Source organism: Bradyrhizobium daqingense (genome assembly GCF_021044685.1).
Taxonomy (GTDB): Bacteria; Pseudomonadota; Alphaproteobacteria; order Rhizobiales; family Xanthobacteraceae; genus Bradyrhizobium; species Bradyrhizobium daqingense.
Genome location: NZ_CP088014.1, coordinates 6,070,231 through 6,092,862 on the forward strand (window position 1 = coordinate 6,070,231; position 22,632 = coordinate 6,092,862).

The 22,632-nt window shown below is 64.3% G+C and carries 23 protein-coding genes and 3 tRNA genes; 9 read left to right on the top strand and 17 right to left on the bottom strand.

The features are described 5' to 3' along the window. Positions 1–9: 9 nt before the first annotated feature. The 10 genes from LPJ38_RS28950 to LPJ38_RS28995 form a co-directional block, all read right to left on the bottom strand. Positions 10–999, bottom strand: coding sequence for an acetamidase/formamidase family protein (locus LPJ38_RS28950; RefSeq protein WP_145629605.1), 990 nt, complete (start codon positions 997–999; stop codon positions 10–12). Positions 1,000–1,033: 34 nt separating this feature from the next. Further along, complete coding sequence (locus LPJ38_RS28955) at positions 1,034–1,762, bottom strand: ABC transporter ATP-binding protein (protein ID WP_145629598.1); 729 nt, start codon at positions 1,760–1,762, stop codon at positions 1,034–1,036. Beyond that, positions 1,755–2,471 carry an ABC transporter ATP-binding protein gene (locus LPJ38_RS28960; RefSeq protein WP_145629591.1) on the bottom strand — a complete coding sequence of 239 codons (717 nt, stop codon included), beginning with the start codon at positions 2,469–2,471 and terminating at the stop codon, positions 1,755–1,757. The genes LPJ38_RS28955 and LPJ38_RS28960 overlap by 8 nt, the downstream gene beginning before the upstream one ends. Then, positions 2,471–3,517, bottom strand: a complete 1,047-nt coding sequence (locus tag LPJ38_RS28965) for a branched-chain amino acid ABC transporter permease (protein WP_404438509.1) — start codon at positions 3,515–3,517, stop codon at positions 2,471–2,473. Before LPJ38_RS28965 ends, LPJ38_RS28960 begins: the two co-directional genes overlap by 1 nt. 33 nt (positions 3,518–3,550) lie before the next feature. Then, complete coding sequence (locus LPJ38_RS28970) at positions 3,551–4,423, bottom strand: ABC transporter permease subunit (RefSeq protein ID WP_145629576.1); 873 nt, start codon at positions 4,421–4,423, stop codon at positions 3,551–3,553. 102 nt (positions 4,424–4,525) lie between these two features. Then, the gene (locus tag LPJ38_RS28975) at positions 4,526–5,779 is read right to left on the bottom strand and encodes an urea ABC transporter substrate-binding protein (protein ID WP_145629568.1); all 1,254 of its coding nucleotides are present in this window, start codon (positions 5,777–5,779) and stop codon (positions 4,526–4,528) included. Positions 5,780–5,789: 10 nt separating this feature from the next. Further along, positions 5,790–6,455 (bottom strand): ANTAR domain-containing response regulator, encoded by a 666-nt coding sequence (locus tag LPJ38_RS28980; protein WP_145629560.1) that lies wholly within the window; start codon positions 6,453–6,455, stop codon positions 5,790–5,792. Continuing rightward, the gene (locus LPJ38_RS28985; RefSeq protein ID WP_145629552.1) at positions 6,452–7,612 is read right to left on the bottom strand and encodes a transporter substrate-binding domain-containing protein; all 1,161 of its coding nucleotides are present in this window, start codon (positions 7,610–7,612) and stop codon (positions 6,452–6,454) included. The genes LPJ38_RS28980 and LPJ38_RS28985 overlap by 4 nt, the downstream gene beginning before the upstream one ends. Positions 7,613–8,473: 861 nt before the next feature. Continuing rightward, a tRNA-Gly gene (locus tag LPJ38_RS28990) sits at positions 8,474–8,547 on the bottom strand. 571 nt (positions 8,548–9,118) lie between these two features. Further along, entirely contained in the window at positions 9,119–9,352 is a 234-nt protein-coding gene (locus LPJ38_RS28995; RefSeq protein WP_231088431.1) for a hypothetical protein, read from the bottom strand. A 161-nt stretch (positions 9,353–9,513) separates the two neighbouring features. Here LPJ38_RS28995 and LPJ38_RS29000 point away from each other — a divergent pair, with 161 nt between their 5' ends. Next, positions 9,514–9,888, top strand: a complete 375-nt coding sequence (locus LPJ38_RS29000; protein WP_060736399.1) for a YciI family protein — start codon at positions 9,514–9,516, stop codon at positions 9,886–9,888. Here LPJ38_RS29000 and LPJ38_RS29005 read toward each other — a convergent pair. Continuing rightward, positions 9,855–10,448, bottom strand: coding sequence for a TMEM175 family protein (locus tag LPJ38_RS29005; protein ID WP_145629545.1), 594 nt, complete (start codon positions 10,446–10,448; stop codon positions 9,855–9,857). The two genes, LPJ38_RS29000 and LPJ38_RS29005, sit on opposite strands and share 34 nt — an antisense overlap. A 132-nt stretch (positions 10,449–10,580) precedes the next feature. Between LPJ38_RS29005 and LPJ38_RS29010 the strand changes: the two genes are divergently transcribed. From LPJ38_RS29010 to LPJ38_RS29020, 3 genes are all read left to right on the top strand, one after another. Continuing rightward, positions 10,581–12,638 carry an ATP-dependent helicase gene (locus LPJ38_RS29010; protein WP_145629538.1) on the top strand — a complete coding sequence of 686 codons (2,058 nt, stop codon included), beginning with the start codon at positions 10,581–10,583 and terminating at the stop codon, positions 12,636–12,638. Between the two features lie 56 nt (positions 12,639–12,694). Next, positions 12,695–13,675 carry an NADPH:quinone oxidoreductase family protein gene (locus tag LPJ38_RS29015; protein WP_145629531.1) on the top strand — a complete coding sequence of 327 codons (981 nt, stop codon included), beginning with the start codon at positions 12,695–12,697 and terminating at the stop codon, positions 13,673–13,675. Between the two features lie 95 nt (positions 13,676–13,770). Further along, complete coding sequence (locus tag LPJ38_RS29020; RefSeq protein WP_145629523.1) at positions 13,771–14,802, top strand: LLM class flavin-dependent oxidoreductase; 1,032 nt, start codon at positions 13,771–13,773, stop codon at positions 14,800–14,802. Positions 14,803–14,816: 14 nt separating this feature from the next. Here LPJ38_RS29020 and rlmB read toward each other — a convergent pair whose 3' ends face one another. Further along, positions 14,817–15,659 (bottom strand): 23S rRNA (guanosine(2251)-2'-O)-methyltransferase RlmB, encoded by an 843-nt coding sequence (rlmB, locus tag LPJ38_RS29025; protein ID WP_167520286.1) that lies wholly within the window; start codon positions 15,657–15,659, stop codon positions 14,817–14,819. A 207-nt stretch (positions 15,660–15,866) separates the two neighbouring features. On the opposite strand from rlmB, the gene LPJ38_RS29030 reads away from it, so the two are divergent. Next, positions 15,867–15,952 (top strand) — tRNA-Tyr (locus LPJ38_RS29030). Positions 15,953–16,141: 189 nt separating this feature from the next. Here LPJ38_RS29030 and LPJ38_RS29035 read toward each other — a convergent pair. After that, entirely contained in the window at positions 16,142–16,651 is a 510-nt protein-coding gene (locus LPJ38_RS29035) for a hypothetical protein (protein ID WP_145629508.1), read from the bottom strand. Between the two features lie 43 nt (positions 16,652–16,694). Beyond that, the gene (locus LPJ38_RS29040) at positions 16,695–17,177 is read right to left on the bottom strand and encodes a hypothetical protein (protein ID WP_145629501.1); all 483 of its coding nucleotides are present in this window, start codon (positions 17,175–17,177) and stop codon (positions 16,695–16,697) included. Between the two features lie 283 nt (positions 17,178–17,460). Here LPJ38_RS29040 and LPJ38_RS29045 point away from each other — a divergent pair, with 283 nt between their 5' ends. Next, entirely contained in the window at positions 17,461–17,940 is a 480-nt protein-coding gene (locus tag LPJ38_RS29045) for a hypothetical protein (RefSeq protein ID WP_145629493.1), read from the top strand. A 168-nt stretch (positions 17,941–18,108) separates the two neighbouring features. Next, positions 18,109–18,183: transfer RNA gene (locus tag LPJ38_RS29050), tRNA-Thr, on the top strand. A 148-nt stretch (positions 18,184–18,331) separates the two neighbouring features. Here LPJ38_RS29050 and LPJ38_RS29055 read toward each other — a convergent pair. Genes LPJ38_RS29055 through LPJ38_RS29065 form a run of 3 tightly spaced genes read right to left on the bottom strand, consistent with a single transcriptional unit; the run spans position 18,332 to position 21,363 of the window. After that, complete coding sequence (locus LPJ38_RS29055) at positions 18,332–19,441, bottom strand: ABC-type transport auxiliary lipoprotein family protein (protein ID WP_145629486.1); 1,110 nt, start codon at positions 19,439–19,441, stop codon at positions 18,332–18,334. Between the two features lie 3 nt (positions 19,442–19,444). Further along, positions 19,445–20,224, bottom strand: a complete 780-nt coding sequence (locus LPJ38_RS29060; RefSeq protein WP_167520285.1) for an ABC transporter ATP-binding protein — start codon at positions 20,222–20,224, stop codon at positions 19,445–19,447. Positions 20,225–20,226: 2 nt separating this feature from the next. Beyond that, positions 20,227–21,363, bottom strand: a complete 1,137-nt coding sequence (locus LPJ38_RS29065; RefSeq protein ID WP_145629471.1) for an ABC transporter permease — start codon at positions 21,361–21,363, stop codon at positions 20,227–20,229. Between the two features lie 159 nt (positions 21,364–21,522). Here LPJ38_RS29065 and LPJ38_RS29070 point away from each other — a divergent pair, with 159 nt between their 5' ends. Beyond that, positions 21,523–21,798, top strand: a complete 276-nt coding sequence (locus LPJ38_RS29070) for a hypothetical protein (RefSeq protein ID WP_145629463.1) — start codon at positions 21,523–21,525, stop codon at positions 21,796–21,798. Continuing rightward, on the top strand, positions 21,799–22,260 hold the full coding sequence (locus tag LPJ38_RS29075; RefSeq protein WP_145629461.1) for a phage holin family protein: 462 nt from the start codon (positions 21,799–21,801) through the stop codon (positions 22,258–22,260). Positions 22,261–22,632: the final 372 nt, after the last annotated feature.

A 22,632-nucleotide genomic window follows, 5' to 3' on the forward strand; every position in this document is an offset into this window, starting at 1 on the left:
CCGGCCTGCTCAACCGAGATAAGACTTCTTGATGGAAGCGCCCAACGTGTATTTGGGATCGACCATGTTGCCCAGCCTGACACGCCCGGCCTGGGTCAGCAGCATATAGGCGTCGATTTCTTCGAAGCCGTAATCGGCCGCCATCCAGCGGCACAGCTCGCGATAGGCGATGCGGGCGGCGTCTTCCATCGGTCGGGCCGAGCCGATCGTCATGATAAAGTCCTTGGTCTCCAGCCGCGGCCAGGCAATGGTCCAGTTCTTGATGAGGTCGACCTGGACCGTTGTCACGGTCGGATGCTCGATGGCGACGCCGCATAGCTCGCCATCGCCTTGCGCGGCATGGCAATCGCCGAGATAGAGCAGCGCGCCCTTGGTGTTGACCGGCAGGTAGATGACGGCGCCGACGCCGACATCCGGCAGGTCCATGTTGCCGCCATAGTAATCGGGGACGAGCGAGGAGATCGCCTCGATCTCCGGCGAGGTGCCGATGGTGCCGATGAAGGGCTCATAGGGCAGCGTGATCTTGTCGTTCCATTTGGTGCCGGTCTTGGCGTCGATCTCGAGCTTTTTGACGCGTTCGGGAAGCGCCGGATTGAGCAGCGCGGTGTTGCCCGTACTGACGAGGCCACCGAACTCCGGCATGATCACCGTAGTGCCGCGCGGCTGCGGCCCGCGCGGCACGATGCTCTCGATATAGACGGCGAGCGTATCGCCCTTCTCGGCGCCGTTGACGTGGATCGGTCCGTTCTGCGGATTGAGGAACGGGAAGTTGAGGATTTTCGACGGACTGTCGGTCTCCTTCTGGATGGCGCCCTCGAACGCATCATGCGTCTCCGCAGAGACGACGGCGCCGGGATCGACGGTCAGCACCGGCTTCACATAGGGACCGTAGACGTAATGGTACTTGCCCTGCTCGCCTTCCGTGATGGTGTGCACCTTGCCGCGCTCGCCTTTGGCGACGCCCTTGCGGGCCATGATGGAGTCTTTCTGCCAGGACATTTGCTTTTCTCCTTCTGTCGTTGGCTTTCAGTCTTCAAACCGCAAGATGACGGCGCATCTCGGCCGCGTCGTCGAGCGCTCCGCGATCGAGATTGGCGACGATGCGCCCCTTGTCCATGACGTAGCAGCGCTGCGCCATGGCGCGGATCATGTCGAGATTCTGCTCGACCAGGATGATGGTCACGCCGGTCCTGCGATTGAGCTCGACCATGTTGCGTGCGATGTCCTGGACGATGTTGGGCTGGATGCCCTCTGAAGGCTCGTCGAGCAGGATGAGGTTGGGGTCGGCGATCAACACGCGTCCGATCGCGAGTTGCTGCTGCTGGCCGCCGGACATGGTGCCGGCGCGCTGATGCCAGCGCTCTTCCAGGATCGGAAAGGCCTCGACGATCTTGCGCCGGCCGGCCTCGGGAATGCCGCCGCCCTTGATCGCCGCGCCGACCGCGACATTCTCGCCCACGGTCAGCCGTGGAAACACGTCGCGCCCTTGCGGCACATAGCCCATGCCCAGGCGCGCCCGCTTGTGTGCGGGAAGCAACTCCACCGCCTCGCCGCGATAGACGATCGAACCGCTCATCGCCGGCACGAGGCCGATCAGGCTCTTCATCAGCGTGGACTTGCCGACGCCGTTACGGCCGATGACGGCGACGATCTCGCCTTCCCGCACCTCGATCTCGAGCCCCTGCAGCACCGGCTTGCCGCCATAGCCGGCACGAAGGCCCAGCGTTGCGAGGATCACTTCCTTGCGCGGCACATCAAGCATGGGCCTGCCCCAGATAGATCGCCGCTACGCGTTCGTCGGCCACGATCTCGTCGATCGAGCCTTGCGCGAAGACCTGGCCGAGATGCAGCACGGTGACGCGGTGTGCGACCTGCCGGACGAAGGCCATGTCATGCTCGATCGCCAGCACCGTCATGCCCTCGGCATTGAGCCGCTGCACCATCTCGCCGGTCAAATGGGTTTCCTCCGGCGACATGCCGGCAGTGGGCTCGTCCAGCAGCAGAAGGCGTGGCTTCAGGCTGACCGCCATGCCGATTTCGAGCCATTGCTTCTGGCCGTGGCTGAGATTGCCGGCGGTCTGCGCCTGCTCCGATTCCAGGCCGAGGAAGCCCAGCAGCCGGCCGATCTCCGCTTCCAGCTCCGCCCCACGGTGCCGGCTCTGCAAGGCGATCTCCAGATTCTGACGGACCGACAGGCCCTTGAAAACGCCGGGCACCTGGAACTTGACCGAGAGACCGCGGTGGATCCGCGCAAAGGATTTCAGCGCCGTGATGTTCTCTCCGGCGAAGACAATGTCGCCGCTGCCGGGATGATGCTCGCCGAGGATCAGGCGGAACAGCGTGCTCTTGCCGGCCCCGTTCGGGCCGATCAGGCAATGGATCTCGCCGGCCTGCAGCGTGAGATCGACGGAGTTGGTGACGTGCAGGCCACCGAAATGCTTGTTCAGCTTGCGCAGCTCGAGCAGCGACATCAGCCCGTCCTCTGCATGAAACGGGCCGCAAGGCGACCGAGCCAATGCATCAGCCCGAGCACGAGGCCGTTCGGAGCAATCAGGACCGTGAGCACCAGCAGCACGCCCATGAAGACCAGCGCGTATTGGCTGCCGTAGATCGTGAGCGCCTGAAACGCGGCGAGCACCACCAGCGTGCCGATCACCGTCGACGTCAGGTCGCTGCGGCCGCCGACGGCGACCCAGATCAGCGGCAACGCCGCAGCCGTCATGCCCATGCTGGACGGCGTGATGTACTGTCCCCACACCGTGTAGAGCACGCCGGAGAGCCCTGCGAGCGCGGCGCCGATGACGAAGGTGATGAGCTGGTACTTGCGCACGTCGTAGCCCAGCATCTCTGCCCTTTCCGGGTTCTCGCGGATCGCGACGATGACGTTGCCGAACGACGAGTTCATCAGGATGCGCAAGGCCAGATAGACCAAGACCAGCAGGCCGAGCACGAAGTAGTAGAGCCCGACATCAGCGAACAGAACGATCGGCTCGCCGGGCCAGGGGATGGTCAGAGGCGGCATCGCGCTCATGCCGTTGAAGCCGTTGAGGCGCGCTGCTCCGATGCGCCATTCCGGTCCCGCGGTCTGCGCCATGAAGCGCTCGAGCATCAAGGTGACGGCGAGCGTGACGATGCCGAGAAAGACGCCGGCGATGCGGCCGAAGAACATGAAATAGCCGAGCAGCACCGCGAACAGCGCGGCGATCGCCACCGCGATCAGCAGCGCCAGCAGCGTGAAGCCGTAGGCCGAGCCGAAATTGATGGTGAGGATGCCGTAGCCATAGCCCGCGATCCCGAAGAAGGCGGTCTGGCCGAAGGAGAGCGAGCCGCCATAGCCCCAGATCAGGCACAGGCTGAGCGCGATGAAGACCCAGACGAAGAAATAGACGGTGTTGCCGACGGTGTAGCCGTCACTGAACAGCGGATAAGCGAACGCGACCGCCAGCACGAGTGCGAACAGGCCCCAGAAGGCCGGACCGCGACCGACGGTCTGCGGGCCTTCGAGACGGCGGAACATTGCGCGGAGACCGGTCACGACGCCATCACTCCGTCAGGTGCGCTCACGCAGCACGAAGCCGGAAATGCCTTTCGGCAGCACCCGGACGACGATGATGACGGCGACCAGCAGGCCGATCTGGCCGAACAGCTGGCCCTGCCACGAGGTCATCACGGACTTCACCACCGCGAGCACGGCGCCGGCCGGCGCCGTGCCGAGGAAGACGTCGGCGCCGCCGATCACCACGGTGACGAAGGCCTCCATGATGAAGGTCGCGCCCATGGTCGGCACCAGCGTCATGGTCGGCGCGTAGAGACCGCCGGCAAGACCGGCGAGCCCTGCTCCGCAGGCGAAGGTGAGGCTGTAGATCAGGCGCGTGTCGACGCCGAGCGCGGCCGCCATGTGCGGCACCTGGATGGTGGCGCGCGCCAGCACGCCGAAGCGCGTCCAGTTGAACAGCGCGTAGAGCGCGGCGAGCACGCCGAGCGCGGCACAGAACAGCACGATGCGATAGATCGAATAGGAGTAGTCGCCGACCTGGAAGCTGCCGAACGGCGTGCCGACGCCGGCCATGGTTGAGCCGACCATGATCAGCGTGCCCTGGGTCGCGATCAGGCTGAGCCCCCAGGTGGCGACGATGGTGTCGAGCGGCCGGTCGTAGAGATGGCGGATCACCGCAAGCTCCACGACGACGCCGACCAGCGCCGACACCACGGTGCCGGCCAGTATTCCCAACGGCAGCGGCAGACCCGCATGGACGGTCGTAGCGGTGACATAGGCGCCGCACATGATGAACTCGCCATGGGCGAGATTGATCACACCCATCATGCCGAAGATCACCGCGAGCCCGCAGGCCGACAGCACCAGAAACGCGAAGGCGTCGCCGAATTGATAGAGTGCTGAGAAGAGATGGGTCGCGATGTCCATGAACTGACCAATTTGAGGGAAGACGCCGTGAAGATGTCCGTGATCGCCCGGCCCGCCGGCAACGCCGTGGCGTGCCGGGGCGCCGGAGCGACCAGCCGCCGGTCAGGGTTTCGGCGGTGGATTCGACGGCGTGTACTGAGCCATCGGATCCTTCTTGGTGAGATCGCAGCCGGCCTCACCGAGCCAGTATGGCTTGATATCTTCCCAGATCTTCGGGAACGAGATCGAATGATCTGCGCCGACTTTGGCGAGATAGATCGTGTGCGACATGTGCTGGCTCTTCGGGTCGATGCAGACCTTGCCCTCGGGAGCATCCATGCAGACGTCGCCCAGCGCGATCACCTTGCGGATCTCCTCGCGTTTGGTGGATTTCGCGCGCTCCACCATCTGCTTGTAGAGATAGACCGCGAGGTAGGAGTTCTCCGCCTCCTGGTTCACATAGGGCTCGCTCGGGAATTTCGCCTTGAACTTGGCGTAGAACTCCTTGCTCTTGGGCGAGTCGATCTCCTCGATGTAATTGGTGGTGACGTACATGTCCTTCAGGCTCGGCGGCTTGAAGCGCTTGTGCTCGTAGCCCTGCCCGACATTCACCGAGGATGCCATCGGCAGGTTGACGTTGGCGGACGCCGCCTGCTCGTAATACGAGGCCTGCGCTGTACCGACCAGCAGGGTGACCACGAAGTCGGGCTTCGCCTTCTGGATGTTCTGGATGCTCTGGGAGAATTGCGACACGCCGAGCGGGATGAACTCCTCGCCGGCCATCTTGCCGCCGTTCTCCTTGACGATCTTGCGCACCCACTCCGCCGAGATCTGGCCGAAATTGTAGTCGGCGGCGAGCGTGTAGACGTTCTTGCCGTACTTCTCCATCATGTAGGGGATCAGCGTCGAGAACTGCTGCTCCGGCACGGCGCCGGTCACGATCATGTGGCCGTCGCAGACGCCGCCTTCGTACTGGTTGTTGTAGAAGGCGAAGCCGTTGAACTGGTCGACGATCGGGCGGTAGGCCTCGCGCGAGGCCGAGGAGAAGCCCGCGAACACGACGTCGACCTTGTCGCGCTGGAGCACGCGCCGCATGAATTCCTGATAGCGGGTGTTGTCGGACTGGGTGTCGTAGGGGACGAGCTCCAGTGGCCGGCCCATGATGCCGCCGGCCTTGTTGATCTCTTCCGCAGCGAGCTGGATGGCGTGAACCTTGCCGATCGTGGCCGCGGCGAAGTCGCCGGACTGATCCTCCAGAACGCCGAGCTTGATCGGATTTTCCGCCGCGCCCGCCGGTTGTGATCCAAGGGATGATCCGAGGACAAGCGTCCCCGTGAGGGCTGCGGCGCGCAGCCCTCGCAATACAGACTTGCTCATGATGCTTCTCCTAGATGGCCTGCTTCTTGCCGCCTTGCAGCGTGATGCCGGTCGTGCGGCCGGACGTATCGGGCGGCTTCGCCCGCTTGCTCAGAAACTCCTCGCAATGGAGTTCCATGTTCTGCCGCGCGCGCATGCTGTCGCGACGGAGCTGTGAATAGGCACCTTCCTCGTCGAGACCGTCCTGCTGCATCAGCAGGACGACCGCCCGGATCACCGCGCGGCGGCCGCGGCGACGCTCTTCGAGGCCCTGCAGGCGCTCGTACATTTCGGCGCGCAGCAGGAACTGGTTGATGCCCATGAACAGGGAGGTGTAGACTGCGCCGCCATGCACCGGCTTGCGCAGGAACGAGGTGGCGCCGAGATTGACCAGCGCCTTCAGCCGGCTCGGCGCCTCGACGCCGACGAGACCGATCACCGGCACGGGCGGCAGCCGCGAGGCCGGGTTGACCTCGAGCGCGACCGCGCCTTCGAGATCACCGTCGACGAACAGGATGTCGCGATCGGCTTGCAGGCCGGCGACGTCGATCCGGGCGCGGCCGTCGACGATTTCAGGATATTCGGTGGAAACGCCGAGCTTGGCCAGCGTGGTTTCGAGCGCACTCTCCCATCCGCCTCGCCTCGTGACGACGATCGCTCGGCCGCCCTTGAAGTTCTGTAGCAGTCGGGAGCTCATGATTGCACCACCTTCAACAGCGGAGAGCGCATCGCGCTGGCAAAGCGCGGCGACGACTGGACGAGATAAGGATCGGGCGCGATCGGCTCGCGCGATTCCAGCAGCACATCGAATTGCCCGTCGGCAGAAGAGCGGCCGATCCGCGGCGTGAGCCAGGCGTGAAAGGTCTGCCGGTCGATACGGACCTCGCCTTGCGGCGCACGCAGCCGCTGGTCGGCGACCGCGGCCCGCACGGTGCGGGCGTCGTCGGTGCCGGCCTGCGACAAGGCCGCCGCGAGCAGCTTGACGGCGATGTAGGAGGCTTCGGCATCGGCGGATGTCACCGGTCCATCGGGAAAGGATCGCGTATAGGCGGCGATGAAGGCGGCATTTTCAGGGGAGTTCAGCGAGGAGAAATAGACGCTCGACGACAGATGCCCATCGACTGCATCGAGGCCGATCTCGGGCAATTCCGGCTCCGACAGCGTGCAGCTCGCCACCGGGATCTCCGCGGCCTGGTCGATGCCCCGCGCGCGGCAGGCGGCGCGGAACGCGCGGAAGAAGGCGTAGGCGCTGGTGCCGATCAGATTGTTGAAGACGAAGTCGGGCCGCTGGTCGATGATCGCCGCGACGACCTGGTCGACCTCGGTATCGCCGACCGAGAGGTAACGCTCGGCGAGCACGGCGCCGCCGCGCGCGGCGAGCGCCTCGCGGAAGATGCGGTTGTTCTCCCACGCCCAGATGTAATTCGATCCGACGCAGAAGGCGCGCTTGCCGATGTGCGTGGCGAGATAGTCCACCAGCGGGAGAACGTGCTGATTTGGCGCAGCGCCGGTATAGACGACATTGTCGGAGCTCTCGAACCCTTCGTAGTGCGACGGATACCAGAGCATGCCGTCGAACTTCTCGAAGCAGGGAATGACCTCTTTGCGGCTCGATGACGTGTAGCAGCCGACCACGTGACGGATCCCGGAGTTGAGCAGGTCCAGGCTGAGCGAGCGGTAGCGGGCGAGATCGCCGTTGGGATTGACCACGACCGGCTCCAGCTCGATCGTGTCGAAGCCGGCGTTCATCTCGTTGAAGGCGAGCAGCGCTCCGTTGAGCATCGAACGCGCGACGACGCTGTACGAGCCCGTCGTCGAGAACATCACACCGATACGATATCGCGTCCGTGCCATCACTCGATCCAAAACAAAAAAGCGCCCGCCGGCCGTTAAGCCGAGGGCGCCCTCGCCGCCAACCGAACACGCGATGCGCGTGGTGTTGGAAATGATTTGAACTCGTCGCGTTGACGGGCTGAGCTGCCCAACGCTTGAACGATACGGTCGTTGAGATCGAAAGCGAAGTCAAGCGCGTTATTGCGGCGCAGACTGCTCCAATTCATATCGCCATGCAGCAAATCTATGCAGCGTCGCTGCGCCTCATCAGATCAGGCCTCGCTCACATCGCTCTCGCGCCAACCGCTTCGATGTCGCGATTGATGAGCTCGTCGCGAACGGGCTGGCCTCCTCCGATTGAAGCAGGTCGCGCTGCGTCACAATGAGCGCTGGTTCGTCGAGCGACCCGTACACAGCCGCACCGAGCCTTACACCTCGACGCCAAAGGCAAGTCGATTAACCTGCAGCTGATGGCACAGCTCGACACGATCAAACAGCCGCGCCCGACGACGGTGTGATGTTGCGCGTGTTGCAGCAGCCTGCCCAAACTCGGCAGTGGTGAATGCGTGCTCAGGTCTAGCGCATCGCGACAAAGATTACTGGACTGCAGGTTTAAAGCCTGCGTTGCGTTCAGTCGCCATGACGGCACGACTGAGGCGAGCGCCTTAAGGCTGACGGAGATGCAATTGGTGAAGCATCAATGGTCCTCGACTACAGCGACGGCGCACGATCTGCGCGCCCATGACGAGGCCAAGCAGGATGCGCAAATGAAGCGCATCAGCGCCCGCGCAAACAAGCGACGGCGAAGTAGGGCTTGTCAGAACGGGAATGTGCGGACTTGTCGGAGCGACAAGCGATCACAGGCTAAGCCGTTGAAATCATTGGAGCGGGTGAAGGGAATCGAACCCTCGTATTCAGCTTGGAAGGCTGCTGCTCTACCATTGAGCTACACCCGCATTCAGAGGCTCCCTAACACGGACGGACGGCGGTCTCAACTGCCGCCGACGGCGAGTTTCCGGCGCCTCGCCGAGCTCGACGAAGGCTTCGGTTCCGGCCGGCCGGCCTCCCCTTAACAGCAGGGGCATTGCAACCTATATCGGAATCTCCCGAAACCAACGAAAGGAGGTGATCCAGTGTCTTATCTCAAGCGCTGTCACCTCGCTGGGATCGCCCGCTAAGCTCTAGACCAACGGCTTGGCATCGGGGCGCTCTCAGCCCTGGACCAGCGAGCAAGAATTGGGCGCGACGGGGTTCTCCCCGCCGCGCCTTTTCTGTTTCGGCAATGAGACCGCTCGCCCGCTCAGTTCGTGCGCGGCCGCTCGCAGCGCGACGGCGGCAGCAGGATGCCGATCCACCAGGCCATGACGGCAAGGATGAGGTTCCGCACCGAGAACCACCGTGAAGATGCTCGCAAGCAGGCACGGTGCGATCGCCTTGGCAGTCCGGCTTGCCAATCAAAGCAGGAATGGCATCGCGGCGATCGATGTTTGCAGGCCGTCCACTTGGACCGGTGTCGTGGCGAGAGCTTCAGAAGCCGAATATACGGAACACGCGCGGCCGCTTGCCGCGCCGGCTCTCCACGATCCGCTCGCCGCCGTTCTCGGCCGAGCTGCCGTAATAGCGGTGATGGCCGGTCTGGTCGTGCAGATCGGTCGGCCCCGATAGCCCCGCCCGCCGCGCGTCGCAGATGATCTTGCAAACGGTCTTGATGGTGTGACCCGACATTGCCGCCTCCAGCACAAATCTTGTTGTTGTGGTCATCAGTCGCGCCCCGTTCCGGCCGCGTTCACACGGCAGCGCCGCAATCGGGTTTCAGGACGGTTTCGTGGCTTGCCGGCCAAGCAATATTCTGCTTCGGGATTGTCGGCATGGACTGCCGTGCTGCGTCCTTGGAATCTGCGCAGAAGAGAAACGAGGTGACGATGCTCTACGCCATCCTGGCCTATCACGTGGAAGACGAGGTCTTGTCCTGGACGCCGGAGCAAGATGCCGCGGTCGTCGCCAAGGTCATCGAGGTTCAGGCGCCTCTCAGGGCGAGTGGACAGTTCGGACCGGCCGCCCGCCTGGATGAGACCCGAAAGGCCCGTACCCTGCGCGGCCCCGGCGCAGGCATGGTGCTGGACGGTCCGTTTGCCGAGACCAAGGAGCAGCTTCTGGGCTTCCACCTGATGGAATGCGCCACCGAGGAAGAGGCGATCGCGGCGGCGCGCAAGTTGCGTGCGGTCAATCCGACCGCGGTCTACGAGATCCGGCCGGTCAAGCTTTACGTGCCGGCCGACGGGTTCGGCGCGACATAGAAGCGCTGGATCAGGAGCCCACCGAAGGCGATGAACCACACGAAGGGCGCGATCTGCGGGGCAAATGCCGCAACGATCGTGCCCGGGATGAAAACGGCAAGCGGAAACATCGAGGCCATGATCTCGCGGCCCCAGCCGCGCAGGATCGTCCACCACAGCCAGGCGTTGAGGCCGGCAATCGCGGTCAGGTGCAGGCCATAGAGCACGGAGACCGCGCTGCTCATGGCGAAATTGGTGTAGAGGCCGTTGGTCACCGGCAGCAGCACGATCGAGAGCAGGAAGAACAGGTTGAGCACCACCATGCCGCGGCTGCCGACCGGCTGGCGCGCCAGCCGGCGGTGATGGCTGATCCAGAACACCCCGGCGATGATGAAGCTGAGCGCAAAGCCGGCAAGCTTGCCGGAATAGACCCGGGCGAGATCGTGCCAGTCGGGCGCGGTGGTGAAGACCGCGGCCTTGGGCAGGTCGTAGGCCAGAAGCGTCATGGCGACACCAAAAATGGTGTTGCTGAGCGACTCCAGCCGCCGCATCTCGAAGAGGTCGGGCTTGAGTTCGGTCATGTCGGGGCGCGCACTCTTCGGGCTGGAACTTCTGGGGCCGTCCTTCCCCCTAAATCCTAACCTCGGTTTCGTCCAGCTGCATTGCGATTCGCGACGGGATCGCCGACTCTCAGCCTTTCACCGGGGCGATTCGTGGCGACATATCTGGACACGCTCAATGCGGAGCAGCGCCGCGCCGTCGAGCATGGCGTGGCCGAAGGGGCAACCGTGGGCGCCCCCTTGCTCGTCATTGCCGGTGCCGGCTCCGGCAAGACCAACACCCTCGCCCACCGCGTCGCGCATCTGATCGTCGCCGGCGCCGATCCGCGCCGCATCCTGCTGATGACGTTCTCCCGCCGCGCCGCGGCCGAGATGGCCGGCCGGGTGGAACGCATCGCCCGCAAGGTGCTGGGTGAGAACAACGCCGCGATCATGCGCGATGCGCTGACCTGGGCCGGCACCTTCCACGGCATCGGCGCGCGCCTCCTGCGGGAATATGCCGAGCGGATCGGCGTCGACCCTGCCTTCAGCATCCACGACCGCGAGGATTCCGCCGACCTGATGAATCTGGTCCGGCACGAGCGCGGCCTGTCCAAGACCGAGAGCCGCTTTCCGGCCAAGGGCACCTGCCTGTCGATCTACTCGCGCTGCGTCAACGCCGAGATGGAGATCGAGAAGGTGTTAGGGGTGCACTATCCCTGGTGTGCGGGGTGGGCGGCCGAGCTGAAGGGCCTGTTCGCGGCCTATGTCGAGGCCAAGCAGGCCCAGCACGTGCTCGATTACGACGACCTCTTGCTCTACTGGTCGCAGATGATGAGCGACGCGCTGATCACTGAGGAGATCGGCGGCCGCTTCGATCACGTGCTGGTCGACGAATACCAGGACACCAACCGCCTGCAATCCTCGATCCTCCTCGCGCTCAAGCCCGACGGCCGCGGCCTCACCGTGGTCGGCGACGACGCCCAATCGATCTATTCGTTCCGCGCGGCCACAGTGCGCAACATCCTCGACTTTCCGCAGCGCTTCTCGCCGCGCGCCGAGATGATCACGCTCGACCGCAATTACCGCTCGACCCACGCGGTGCTTGCTGCCGCCAACGGGGTCATCGGCCTCGCCCGCGAGCGCTTCACGAAGAACCTCTGGACCGACCGCACCTCCGGCCGGAAACCGCAGCTCGTCACCGTACACGGCGAGGCCGACCAGGCCCGCTACATCGTCGAGGAGGTGCTGGCCAACCGCGAGCAAGGCGCGCTCTTGAAGCACCAGGCGGTGCTGTTCCGGACCTCCTCACATTCAGGTCCGCTGGAGATCGAGCTGACCCGCCGCAACATCCCCTTCGTCAAGTTCGGCGGGCTGAAATTCCTCGACGCCGCGCACGTCAAGGACGTGCTGGCGCTGCTGCGTTTCGCCGAAAATCCGCGCGACCGCGTCGCCGGATTCCGCATCCTGCATCTCTTGCCCGGCGTCGGCCCCGCGACCGCGCAGCGCGTGCTCGACCAGATGGCCGAGAGCAGCGATCCGCTCAACGCGCTGGGCCAGCTTCCGGTGCCGGCGCGTAGCGGTTCGGACTGGACCGACTTCGTCCGCACGACCCAAAATCTGCGCTATTCGGAATGGCCTGTTGATCTCGAGCGCGTACGTCTGTGGTACGAGCCGCATCTCGATCGCATCCACGAGGATTCCGAGACGCGCCGCTCCGATCTGATGCAGCTCGAGCAGATCGCCAGGGGCTATGCCTCGCGCGAGAAATTCCTGACCGAGCTCACGCTCGATCCGCCGGATGCGACCAGCGACAAATCCGGCCGGCCCCTGCGCGACGAGGACTACCTGATCTTGTCCACCATCCACTCGGCCAAGGGCCAGGAGTGGAAGTCGGTGTTCGTGCTCAACGTCGTCGACGGCTGCATGCCCTCCGATCTCGGCGCCGGCACCAGCGCCGAGCTCGAGGAGGAGCGCCGCCTGCTCTATGTCGCGATGACACGCGCCAAGGACGATCTCCACCTCGTCGTCCCGCAGCGCTTCTTCGTCCACGGCCAGGCCGCCAAGGGCGACCGCCACGTCTACGCCTCGCGCACCCGCTTCATTCCGGAGCAGCTGGTCTACCTGTTCGAGCGCGCCGCCTGGCCGAAGGCCGCGGCGGCCGGGGCACGTGCTGCGGCGCAGGGCCCGAAGATCGACATCGGCGCGAGGATGCGCGGGATGTGGCGGTAGACACAAGAGGCTGGCGTCGCGACCTGTCAGGATGACCGGAGCAACAGAGGTCCGACATGAAAGCCGTCGTCGTCGAGCAATATGCGCCCATCGATCAGATCGAATTGAAGGACGTTCCGTCTCCGCGCGCGGAGCCCGGGCAGTTGCGCATCAAGATCGAGGCTGCCGGCATCGGCTTCGTCGACGGTTTGAAGACCGAGGGACGCTACCAGACCAAGGATCCCCTGCCCTTCATTCCCGGAACGGAGTTCGCGGGGGTGGTGACGGACGCGCCCGGCGCACCGGGCGGCTACCAGCCCGGCATGCGCGTGATGGGTATGACGCGATCCGGCGCGCTTGCCGAAGAGATCGTCGTCAAGCCTGAAGCACTCCATCCCCTGCCGGACGGCGTCGCGCCCGAAGTCGCAGCATCGTTTCGCGCCAACTATCTGACCGCGCTCTACGCGCTGAGCGGCCGCGCCTCGCTGGTCGCAGGCGAGCAGCTTCTGGTGCTGGGCGCGGCCGGCGGCACCGGCATCGCAGCCGTCCAGATCGGCAAGCTGCTCGGCGCCCGCGTAATCGCGGCGGCATCGACGCCGGAGAAGCGCGAGTTCGCGCAGGCGCATGGCGCCGACGCAGTCATCGACTATACGCAGGCCGGCTGGCGCGACACGTTCAAGGAAATGACGGACGGGCACGGCGCCGACGTGATCTTCGATCCTGTCGGCGGTGACATCTCGGTGCAGGCGTTTCGCTCCATCGCCTGGCGCGGACGCCATCTCGTGGTCGGCTTTGCCGGAGGCTCCATTCCCGCACTGCCGTTCAATCTGCCGCTGCTGAAGGGCGGCGCCCTGCTCGGCGTCGACCTTGCGCAGATTGGCGTGCGCGAGCCCGAATTGCAGAAGCGCCTGATGGGGGAGCTGACGGGCTGGCTCGCCGACGGCCAGCTGAAGCCCGTGGTCGGCCAAATCTTCGCGCTGGAGGATTTTCGCGGAGCGTTCAAGGCGATGCAGACGCGCGCTGCGCTCGGCAAGATGGTGGTGCGGATCGCGCGGTAGCATTCACAAACGGAAACCGAGCATTTCCGAAAGCCGCCTTGTTGGGTGGCCGCAATCGCTTAAGTCTGCCCGATCATCCCACAGAGACCTGATCGATGACCGCACCGCTCGAATTCGGACTGGATACCTTTGGCGACGTCACCAAGGACGCTTCCGGCGCCCTGCTTCCCCATGCGCAGGTGATCCGCAACGTCGTCGACGAAGCCGTGCTGGCCGACGAGCTCGGCCTCGATTTCATCGGCCTCGGCGAGCATCACCGCGGCGATTTCGCGATCTCCTCGCCGGAAACCGTGCTCGCAGCCATCGCGGCGCGCACCAAGCGCATCCAGCTGGGCTCGGCCGTGACGGTGCTGAGCTCGGACGATCCGATCCGCGTCTTCCAGCGCTTCGCCACGCTCGATGCGCTCTCGAACGGGCGCGCCGAGGTCATCCTCGGCCGCGGCTCGTTCACCGAATCCTTTCCGCTGTTCGGCTTCGACCTGCGCAAATACGAAGAGCTGTTCGAGGAGAAGCTCGACCTGTTCGCGGCCCTGCTGCCGCAGCAGCCGGTGAGCTGGGAAGGCAAGCTGCGTCCGCCGCTGCGCGATCAACTGGTCTATCCACCGGTCGAGAACGGCAGGCTGAAGACCTGGATCGGCGTCGGCGGCAGCCCGCAATCGGTGGTCCGCGCCGCGCATTACGATCTGCCCTTGATGCTCGCCATCATCGGCGGCGATCCCGCGCGCTTCGCACCCTTTGTCGAGCTCTATCACCGCGCCTTCAAGGAGTTCGGCCGCCCGGCCCAGCCGATCGGCGTGCATTCGCCCGGCTATGTCGCCGAGACCGATGAACAAGCACGTGAAGAGCTGTGGCCCGACTACAAGGCTATGCGCGACCGCATCGGCAAGGAACGCGGCTGGCCGCCGATGGGCCGTGACGAGTTCGTCAATGAGGCCGAGCATGGCTCGCTCTATGTCGGCTCGCCCGAGACCGTCGCGCGCAAGATCGCCAAGACGGCAAAGGCGCTTGGTGTCTCGCGCTTCCAGCTGAAATATTCAGCTGGCCCCTTGCCGCATGAGAAGCTGATGCGGAGCATCGAGCTTTATGGGCGGAAGGTTGTGCCGATGGTGCGGGAGATGCTGGGGTAAAGCCTGCCTTCGCCCTACGACGTCGCGCCGGGCTTCATCAGCCCGAGCCGGCTCGCGCCGACATAGAGCGAGAGCACGGCGGCGTTGGAGACGTTGAGGCTCTTGATCTCGCCTGGCATGTCGAGACGCGCCACGACGCTGCAGGTCTCGCGGGTCAATTGCCGGAGGCCCTTGCCTTCGGCGCCGAGTACCAGCGCGAGGGGCTCACGCAGCGCGACATCGCTGAGGTCCTCGCTGCCCTCGCTGTCGAGCCCGACCGTCTGAAAGCCGCGCTCGTTCAGCGCGGTGAGCGCGCGGGCGAGGTTCTGGACAGTGATGAGCGGCACGAGTTCGAGCGCACCGGAGGCCGCCTTCGCGAGCACGCCGGTGGCTTCCGGGCTGTGGCGCGCGGTGGTGACGATCGCCTTGACCGCGAAGGCTGCGGCCGAGCGCAGGATCGCCCCCACATTGTGCGGATCGGTGATCTGGTCAAGCACCAGCACCATGCCTTCCTGCTTCAAGGTCTCGATGTCGGGCGACGGCAGGGCATCGGCCTCCGCCAGCAGGCCCTGGTGCACGGCGTCGGGCGACAGCAGACGGTCGATCTCCTGGGGCCGGACGATCTCGGGCGCGAGGCGGGTTGCGATGTTTTCTTCCGCGAGTCGCCTCGCCGCGTTCTCGGTCAGCGTCAGCTTGCGGATCCGCCGCTGCGGGTTGGCGAGCGCCATCGTGACGGTGTGCCAGCCATAGAGAATGACGGGCCCATCGGCGTGCGAATCGCGCTCGCGCCAAGCTGGGCGGCCGGTCGATTTCCCGGGCCTGTTGAAGGGCTTAGCCCCGCCGCGAGGCCCCTTGGGGCCGAATTTTCGATCCTTCATGCGCTCGCTTGTGTCATGGGCGCCGGAATATGGCAATTTGGGTGCCTTCGGGGGCGATTTTAGCTGTTCGCCTCGGTTGACTTTGCCCCACTGCTTCGCCCATAAACGCGCCCGGTCGCGCCCCGATCCGGGTTGTCGCGGCCTTCACGTTCCATGGCCGTCTTCGGTCCGCCGGCAAGGTCCGGCCCGATTGTGCTGCCGTCGAGCGGGGGAGTGTCCCGAGTGGCAAAGGGAGCTGACTGTAAATCAGCCGCCTCATGGCTTCGCAGGTTCGAGTCCTGCCTCCCCCACCAGCCTTCGCTCGCTTCGCGAGCTTCGGCTCGGCAAGCCAGGGCACAACATCATTGCGCGAAGCGAGCGAAGGCTGCCTCCCCGTAGCCGGTAGGCGTAGGCGGGCTGTCGCCATTATGATCGAATCCAGAAAACAAAACGCCCGTCCGCGTCGCGCGAACGGGCGTCTCGTCGGCTGAACCGATCAGAGATCAGTAATAGCGGCGCAGCACGCGATGGCCGCCGTGATAGTGCGGCGCGTGGCGATGGGCGTAGCCGTATCGTGCAGCATGGCCGTAATGGACGCGCGGCAGATAGCCGTAGCGCGGGCCGTAGCCGTAGCGATAGGGACGGAAATACGGGCGATGATACGGAGCGACGGCGGCACGATAGCCGTAGCCGTAGCCACGAGCGCGATAACCGTAGCCGTAATTGGCGGGCGCGACGACCGCGTCTTCACGGTAGGTCGGATACGGGGCGAAAGAGCCCGGGCCGGTATAGGTCGGCCCCTGGTTGACGTAATAGTACTGCGTGGTCGGCTCGGCGAGACGCTCAAAGGCGCCATAACCGTATCCATATCCATAGCCGCCGCAGCCGGTGTTGCAGCCGGAATAGACCGGTGCGACCGGCGCGCACGTGGTGAAGCCGCAGGCCGCGGCGGGCGCGGTGGCGACGAACATCACGGCAGCCGCCGCAACCAGTCCCGAAATCATCTGACGCATTACTCTCTCCTGTTGATTTCCGTTTTTTAGATTTTCACGTTTCTCAACCCGGCGGCTTGCCGGGAATCTCTGTGCGCGGCCGCGGTCGCGGAGGCCGCGGACGCTCGTTGAACTCGGGGGCGTAGATCACCGGCGGCGGATCGACCGGCGGGTCCATCTGTGCCGGCAACGGCGCGGACGACGCGCCCCAGCTCTGGTGGTAGCTCTCGGCGGGCTTGGGCAATTTGCGGTTCGCGGGCGGCTCGACCTCGAGCCGGCCGTAGCCGGGCCGCAGGCCCAGCGTCGGATAATAATGGCCGACGTCGTCGGGCTGCCGTTCGGCGATGTAGCGCCCGCCATAGATCGTGGGCTGCACCTGCTGGTTCTTGCCCAGGCCCCAGGTGCCTTCGACAACGGCGTAGGAAGCGTCGATGTTGTTGATGATGATCGGCACGCCGGGACGGCCGGGAACGACGATCTCGAAGCCGCCGGCAAACGCCGTCGCGGGCAGTCCGATCAGGAAGGCGGCGAGCGCCACAACGCGCATGAGGAAACCCCGGTTATCCGGCGGCAACCTATCCGATCGCGGCGCAGAGAGGGTTAAGGCCCGCTCGCCAATTTCCGGTAAGCCTAATGTGCAAGGATTGCGCGCTGCTCAAATGCTGCAAAGCGAACTAGCGAAGCGTTAACGGCAGCCGACTTGTCGTCGGAACCCCCGCGTGCTCACATCCGTTTGACCTTGGAACGGCGAAAAAGTGGCCGGGTTCACCGGAACGTCCGGCGTCGTCAGCATTTAAGCCCCGGTCAATTCAAGACGGGAGCCAACAACCATGAACATCAAACTTCTCGGGGCTACTGCGATTGCTGCAACCATGTTGGCAGGCTCTGCCATGGCGCAGGCGGTGGTCACCAACCCCGGCCGCTGCTCGGCCCAATTCCCCAACGCCAACTGCCAGAACCTCGGACCGGGAAATCCCTACACCGACGGCAATTATCGCAACCGCCGTGCGGCCTATCGTCAGACCAATAGCGGCGATTGGAATAACGACTGGAACAGGAGCCGCACCGGCTTCTGGCCGACCGATGTCGCTGCCGGTGTAGCCGGCGCCGCGATCGGCACCGCCGGCGCGATTGCAACCGGGCCGTTCCGCGCCTGGGACAACAGTTACGCCTACGACCGTTCATGGGACAATCGCGGCTGGGACAACCGTGGTTGGGACACCCGCAGCTACGCCGAGCGCAACGGCTTCGTGTGCACTCCCGGCACCTGGTTCAAGGGCGCAGACGGCCGCCGGCACATCTGCCAGTAAGCAGCCCATTATCGAGCGCGACACATCAGGCGGCCCGCAAGGCCGCCTGATTCATGCCTTGCGAGGGCCACCTCGCGGTTCTGGCACTTTCCAATCAAGTCTGGTATTGCGGCGCGCACGGGCAGATGGCTTCGGCGCAAGCCAAGTCCTGTCTGCATCCCAGGCGTCGCCGGCTTAGCTCAGCGGTAGAGCAGCGGTTTTGTAAACCGAAGGTCGGGGGTTCAATCCCCTCAGCCGGCACCAGTGTTTGCAATGACTTAGCGTCAAAATGTAGCCCGACTTTTTCCGCGCATTCGGAACTAACAGGCCTTGGGGATACATGGGGCTACATTAGAAATCTACGAAGGTAACCAATTGTCCTCATCAAGACGGGGCCGCTTTCCCAGCCTTGTTACTCCGCCCCGGCTGACGCCACCGTCCAATGAACTAGCTCCTTCGCGATATGCGAAAACGCAGCTTCGAATGCCTCAACTGAGGCGGCAGGTTCGACCTTGTCGAATTTCTCGCTCGTCTCGATGATGCGTGATGCGATCACCCCGCCGTTCTTGTTCACGATCCGAGCCGACAGGACGATCTCCGCTCGCGGCTCGTCATCCGTCGCGATGCGGAAGCGTCTAATATCGATTAGGAGTTGGTAGTCGGCCTGCCCCAGATCAGTGCGCAACGGAGCGTGGGCAATGTCGTAGTTCTCGAAACTGTCGATCAGACGCGCCTGCACCAGCTTTGGAATGCTATCGGACCACAGGAACTCGGCAAAGTTCGGGGTGTCCCGAACCGGCGAGAACAGCATGCGTTGCGTCTGGAGCATCGCGATCGCGGTCGGCTCGGGAATTGCCAAGGAGGCGGAAAGCGCCTTGCCGACCGGCCCGATATCCTGCGGTGCGCGCAGGTCATAGGTTCTCTTTGGCGCCGATGCTCCGCCACCCGTCAACTTCTCAATCCCTGCAACGATGCCGTCGAGCTTGTCGGTGTTACGCGCAAGCCCGTCCGAGAACGTCTTGAAATTCGCGATCGTATCCTTCAGCGGACCGGCGTTGTCCTCCAGCACGGAATCGACCCGCCGCAGCGCATCGCGCGCCGCCTGAGTCATGCTCTGCCCCGCCCCAGCGTCGGCGATCAAGGTCACAACCTCGCCCGACTTGGCGACGCTCGTGCCGCCTTCCAGCGCCACCACCGGCACGCCGGTCAGCCCCTGGAAATCGAGGCCAACCCTCGTGTCGGGCCGCACGGGGGTCGCAGACGCGACCGAAATCGTCGCATTGACGAAACGCGGATTATCCTGCGCGAGACCCAGTTCTGCTACCTCGCCGACGCGGATGCCATTGAACAGCACGCCGGCACCGACCAGAAGCCCCGGCACCGGTCCCTGGAATTGTACGCGATAGGTCGTGCGCGGTCCAATGCCGCCCGTGTTGTTCAGCCAATAGACGAAGCCGAAGACCGCGAGGATCGCAGCCAGCACGAAGGCGCCGATCAGCACATAGGGAGCGCGGGTTTCCATGTCTCATCTCATGTGGGGTTGCAGCATCTGGGAACGCTTGCCGTGGAAATAGGCTCGCACCCAGGGATGCTCGGATTGAAGAAGTTCGCGCATCGGACCAATTGCCACGATCTTGCCGTCGGCCAGCGCCGCGACGCGGTCGCAGACTGTGGTCAAGCTTGCGAGATCATGGGTCACCATGAGCACAGTGAGCCCCAGGGTCTTCTGCAAGGTCTTGATCAGGGCATCGAAGTCACCGGCCGCAATCGGATCGAGACCGGAGGTCGGCTCGTCCAGGAACAGGATTGGCGGATCGAGCGCCAAGGCGCGTGCCAGCGCAACGCGTTTGGTCATGCCGCCCGACAGCTCGGACGGATATTTGTCGGCGTCCTCCGCCCGTAGTCCAACCATCTCAAGCTTGGCGATCGCGATTTCGTCCATCAGATCCTGAGACAGGACTAGGTTTTCGCGCAACGGAAACTGGACATTCTGCCGGACCGTCAGCGAGGAGAACAGCGCGCCCTGCTGGAACAGGATGCCCCATGTGCCGGCCGCGCCATGTGCGCTGCGGTCGTGTGCACTTCCGATTGGCTGTCCCATGACTTCGATAGTGCCCGCTCGCCGCGGGACGAGCCCGATGATGGTGCGCATCAGGACCGACTTGCCGCCGCCGGAAGCACCGACCAGACCCAGTATTTCCCCGCGGCGGACGTCAAGCGACAGATCATCCAGCACGGTCTGCCGACCGAAGCCGACAACGAGGTCACGGACACGGATCGCAGACGCCTGCACTGACTCCAACATCGTCACATTCCGATCGACGCGAAAAAGATCGCGAACAGGCCGTCGAGCACGATCACCAGAAAGATCGACTTCACCACCGAGGTTGTCGTCTGCCTGCCAAGCGATTCGGCGCTGCCTTTCACGCGCAATCCCTCACTGCAGGCGACGATCCCGATCACCAGTGCCATGAACGGCGCTTTCAGGATGCCGACCTCGAAATGGGTGACGGAAATGGCTTCATGCAGGCGCGCAATGTAGATTGCCGGGCCCATGTCACCGTAAAACTGCGCGACCAGACCGCCGCCATAGAGCGCCGCGATCGAGCCGATGAAGGCGAGGATTGGCAGCGCGATGACCAGGGCAGCCACCCGGGGCAGGATCAGGACGTCGACCGGATTGAGCCCCATGGTCGAGAGCGCATCGATCTCCTCACGCATCTTCATCGAGCCGAGCTCAGCGGTATAGGCGCTGCCCGAGCGCCCGGCGACCATAATGGCGACAATCAGGACGCCGAGTTCGCGCAGCACCAGGATGCCGACCATGTCGACCGTGTAGGACTCGGCACCGAACCTGCGGAAATGAAAAAAGCCCTGCTGCGCGATGATCGCGCCGATCAGGAAGGTGATGAGCATGACGATCGGGATCGCCTGCCAGCCGATGCGGTAGAGCTGGTAGACCAGTGACGTCAGCCTCAACGACCGCGGCCGGCGCAAGACTCCCGCCAGAGACATGAACAGTGCGCCGAGCATCTGAAGGAAGATCCTGATGTCTTCCCGCGCATCGACCGTCGACTTGCCGAGATCGTGCAGCCGGTGCAAAACCGGGTTGGGCATAGGTGTCGGCAGTGGATTATGCCGGTTGACCTGACGCACTTCGTCCATCAGGCCGGCGAAATTGTCGGCTATTCCGACCACCTCGGCCGATCGACCGGAGGATGCTGCCCTACGCGCCAATTTCTCCAGAAGCCACGCGCCGAGCGTGTCGAGCTCGCTGATTCCGGCCATATCAAGCGTCACTGCCTTCGATCGATCGACAGCCGCTCTTGCCGCCAGAGAGAGCGCTTCAAGCCTCGACACGTTGGCGGCGATCCATGGCCCCTCGGGCCGCAGTTCGAGCCCGTCGCCAGACGGCGTCGCCAGAAGCATTGGTTCCGAGATCACGCTTGTATCCTCATGGGATCGCTCCTGATCCGCCCAGGTTTCTAGGTCACCGCCACGCACCTGGATTGACCTGCGTCAAACTGGGAACACGCCGTTGACGCAAATCAATCACTAACGAGCCGGCTCGCATAGGCTTCTTCCATTCGATGGAGGCCGCCAATGTTCGACACCGGCAGCACGAACGACGAACTGAACGCGATGAAGATCGATGTTGCGCGCCTGCTGGACGAGGCCGGCGAGCAGACGCTCAATGCGCCAGAAGACCGGGCCGAGGCCTTGGCCGACCAGATCAAGGCCGCGCTGACCGAACTCGGCGAGACCGTGAGTGAGGAGCAAGAGCAGCTCCATAGCCTCCTCGCAGAGCGTCCGGTGGCGTCGCTCGCTTCGGCCTTCGCACTCGGCGTAGTCGTCGGCTTCATGCTGAGGAGACACTAGGTGAGTACGGAAAACATCATCAAACACCTGCGCGTGCTCTGGCGTACCGACAGGATCATCGCCGACATCAGACTGCGCCACCTCCTGATCGGGCTAGGCCTGCGCGTCTTCGCAGCGCTGATCGCCACCTTCGGTCTGCTGATGCTCGAATTGTCGGCCTATTTCGCCCTGGTCCAGATCTGGGGTGCAATCGTCGCGGCTGCCATTCTCGGCGCGATCAATTTCGTCATCGCGGCAATGCTGTTCGTCGTCGCGGCGCGGCCGCCGTCAGGACGCGAGATCGAGCTCGCCAATGAAATCCATGGTGCAGCTATCGAAGCCGTTCAGCTCGAGGCGCGTACGCTCCACGCTCAAGTGACGGGGACGATCCACCACCCGCTGAGCGGCCTGCTTCCGCTTCTCGCGCCACTCGTTGCGATCGCAGTCAAGAGCCTGCGAAAGCCGCCTGTTGCGCCCCCGTAGCCAGCAGCGCACAGCGGCTTGCCCAGGAACACGAGATCGGCAATCAACTGGCTGAGATGCGCCGCTGGCGTTGATGGCGGTGCAGCGCGCCTGTGCCGGCACAAATCGTGCCGGAAAATCCATGACGCTGCGCCACTCCGCGTGTCCGCCGCGGTTTCTGGTTGCGGCGCGGCATTGCGCCTCAAGCTTGGCAAAGCGGCGCTCGATCGAGGCGCGGCATGGGCCTCGGCGCCATCCGCAAAGTAGAGGGGCGGGAGAAACTGCGCGCGCGACCGCGACGGCCGCCGCCTCGAACCATTCAGCGAATTCGCCTGCGCCCTGAAGGCGCGTGTCGTTCGGTTGATCGAGCGTCAGGCTGACGATCACGGCCGC

Bases quoted from the DNA above. Each gene is read 5' to 3' on its own strand.
- rlmB (WP_167520286.1), bottom strand. From the start codon at position 15,659: ATGAAGGATCGAAAATTCGGCCCCAAGGGGCCTCGCGGCGGGGCTAAG.
- LPJ38_RS29020 (WP_145629523.1), top strand. From the start codon at position 13,771: ATGACCGCACCGCTCGAATTCGGACTGGATACCTTTGGCGACGTCACC.
- LPJ38_RS29040 (WP_145629501.1), bottom strand. From the start codon at position 17,177: ATGCGCGTTGTGGCGCTCGCCGCCTTCCTGATCGGACTGCCCGCGACG.
- LPJ38_RS28970 (WP_145629576.1), bottom strand. From the start codon at position 4,423: ATGGACATCGCGACCCATCTCTTCTCAGCACTCTATCAATTCGGCGAC.
- LPJ38_RS28985 (WP_145629552.1), bottom strand. From the start codon at position 7,612: ATGGCACGGACGCGATATCGTATCGGTGTGATGTTCTCGACGACGGGC.
- LPJ38_RS29060 (WP_167520285.1), bottom strand. From the start codon at position 20,224: ATGTTGGAGTCAGTGCAGGCGTCTGCGATCCGTGTCCGTGACCTCGTT.
- LPJ38_RS29035 (WP_145629508.1), bottom strand. From the start codon at position 16,651: ATGCGTCAGATGATTTCGGGACTGGTTGCGGCGGCTGCCGTGATGTTC.
- LPJ38_RS29005 (WP_145629545.1), bottom strand. From the start codon at position 10,448: ATGACCGAACTCAAGCCCGACCTCTTCGAGATGCGGCGGCTGGAGTCG.
- LPJ38_RS29055 (WP_145629486.1), bottom strand. From the start codon at position 19,441: ATGGAAACCCGCGCTCCCTATGTGCTGATCGGCGCCTTCGTGCTGGCT.
- LPJ38_RS29000 (WP_060736399.1), top strand. From the start codon at position 9,514: ATGCTCTACGCCATCCTGGCCTATCACGTGGAAGACGAGGTCTTGTCC.
- LPJ38_RS28995 (WP_231088431.1), bottom strand. From the start codon at position 9,352: ATGACCACAACAACAAGATTTGTGCTGGAGGCGGCAATGTCGGGTCAC.
- LPJ38_RS28955 (WP_145629598.1), bottom strand. From the start codon at position 1,762: ATGCTTGATGTGCCGCGCAAGGAAGTGATCCTCGCAACGCTGGGCCTT.
- LPJ38_RS28965 (WP_404438509.1), bottom strand. From the start codon at position 3,517: ATGTTCCGCCGTCTCGAAGGCCCGCAGACCGTCGGTCGCGGTCCGGCC.
- LPJ38_RS29015 (WP_145629531.1), top strand. From the start codon at position 12,695: ATGAAAGCCGTCGTCGTCGAGCAATATGCGCCCATCGATCAGATCGAA.
- LPJ38_RS29045 (WP_145629493.1), top strand. From the start codon at position 17,461: ATGAACATCAAACTTCTCGGGGCTACTGCGATTGCTGCAACCATGTTG.
- LPJ38_RS28980 (WP_145629560.1), bottom strand. From the start codon at position 6,455: ATGAGCTCCCGACTGCTACAGAACTTCAAGGGCGGCCGAGCGATCGTC.
- LPJ38_RS29070 (WP_145629463.1), top strand. From the start codon at position 21,523: ATGTTCGACACCGGCAGCACGAACGACGAACTGAACGCGATGAAGATC.
- LPJ38_RS28950 (WP_145629605.1), bottom strand. From the start codon at position 999: ATGTCCTGGCAGAAAGACTCCATCATGGCCCGCAAGGGCGTCGCCAAA.
- LPJ38_RS28975 (WP_145629568.1), bottom strand. From the start codon at position 5,779: ATGAGCAAGTCTGTATTGCGAGGGCTGCGCGCCGCAGCCCTCACGGGG.
- LPJ38_RS28960 (WP_145629591.1), bottom strand. From the start codon at position 2,471: ATGTCGCTGCTCGAGCTGCGCAAGCTGAACAAGCATTTCGGTGGCCTG.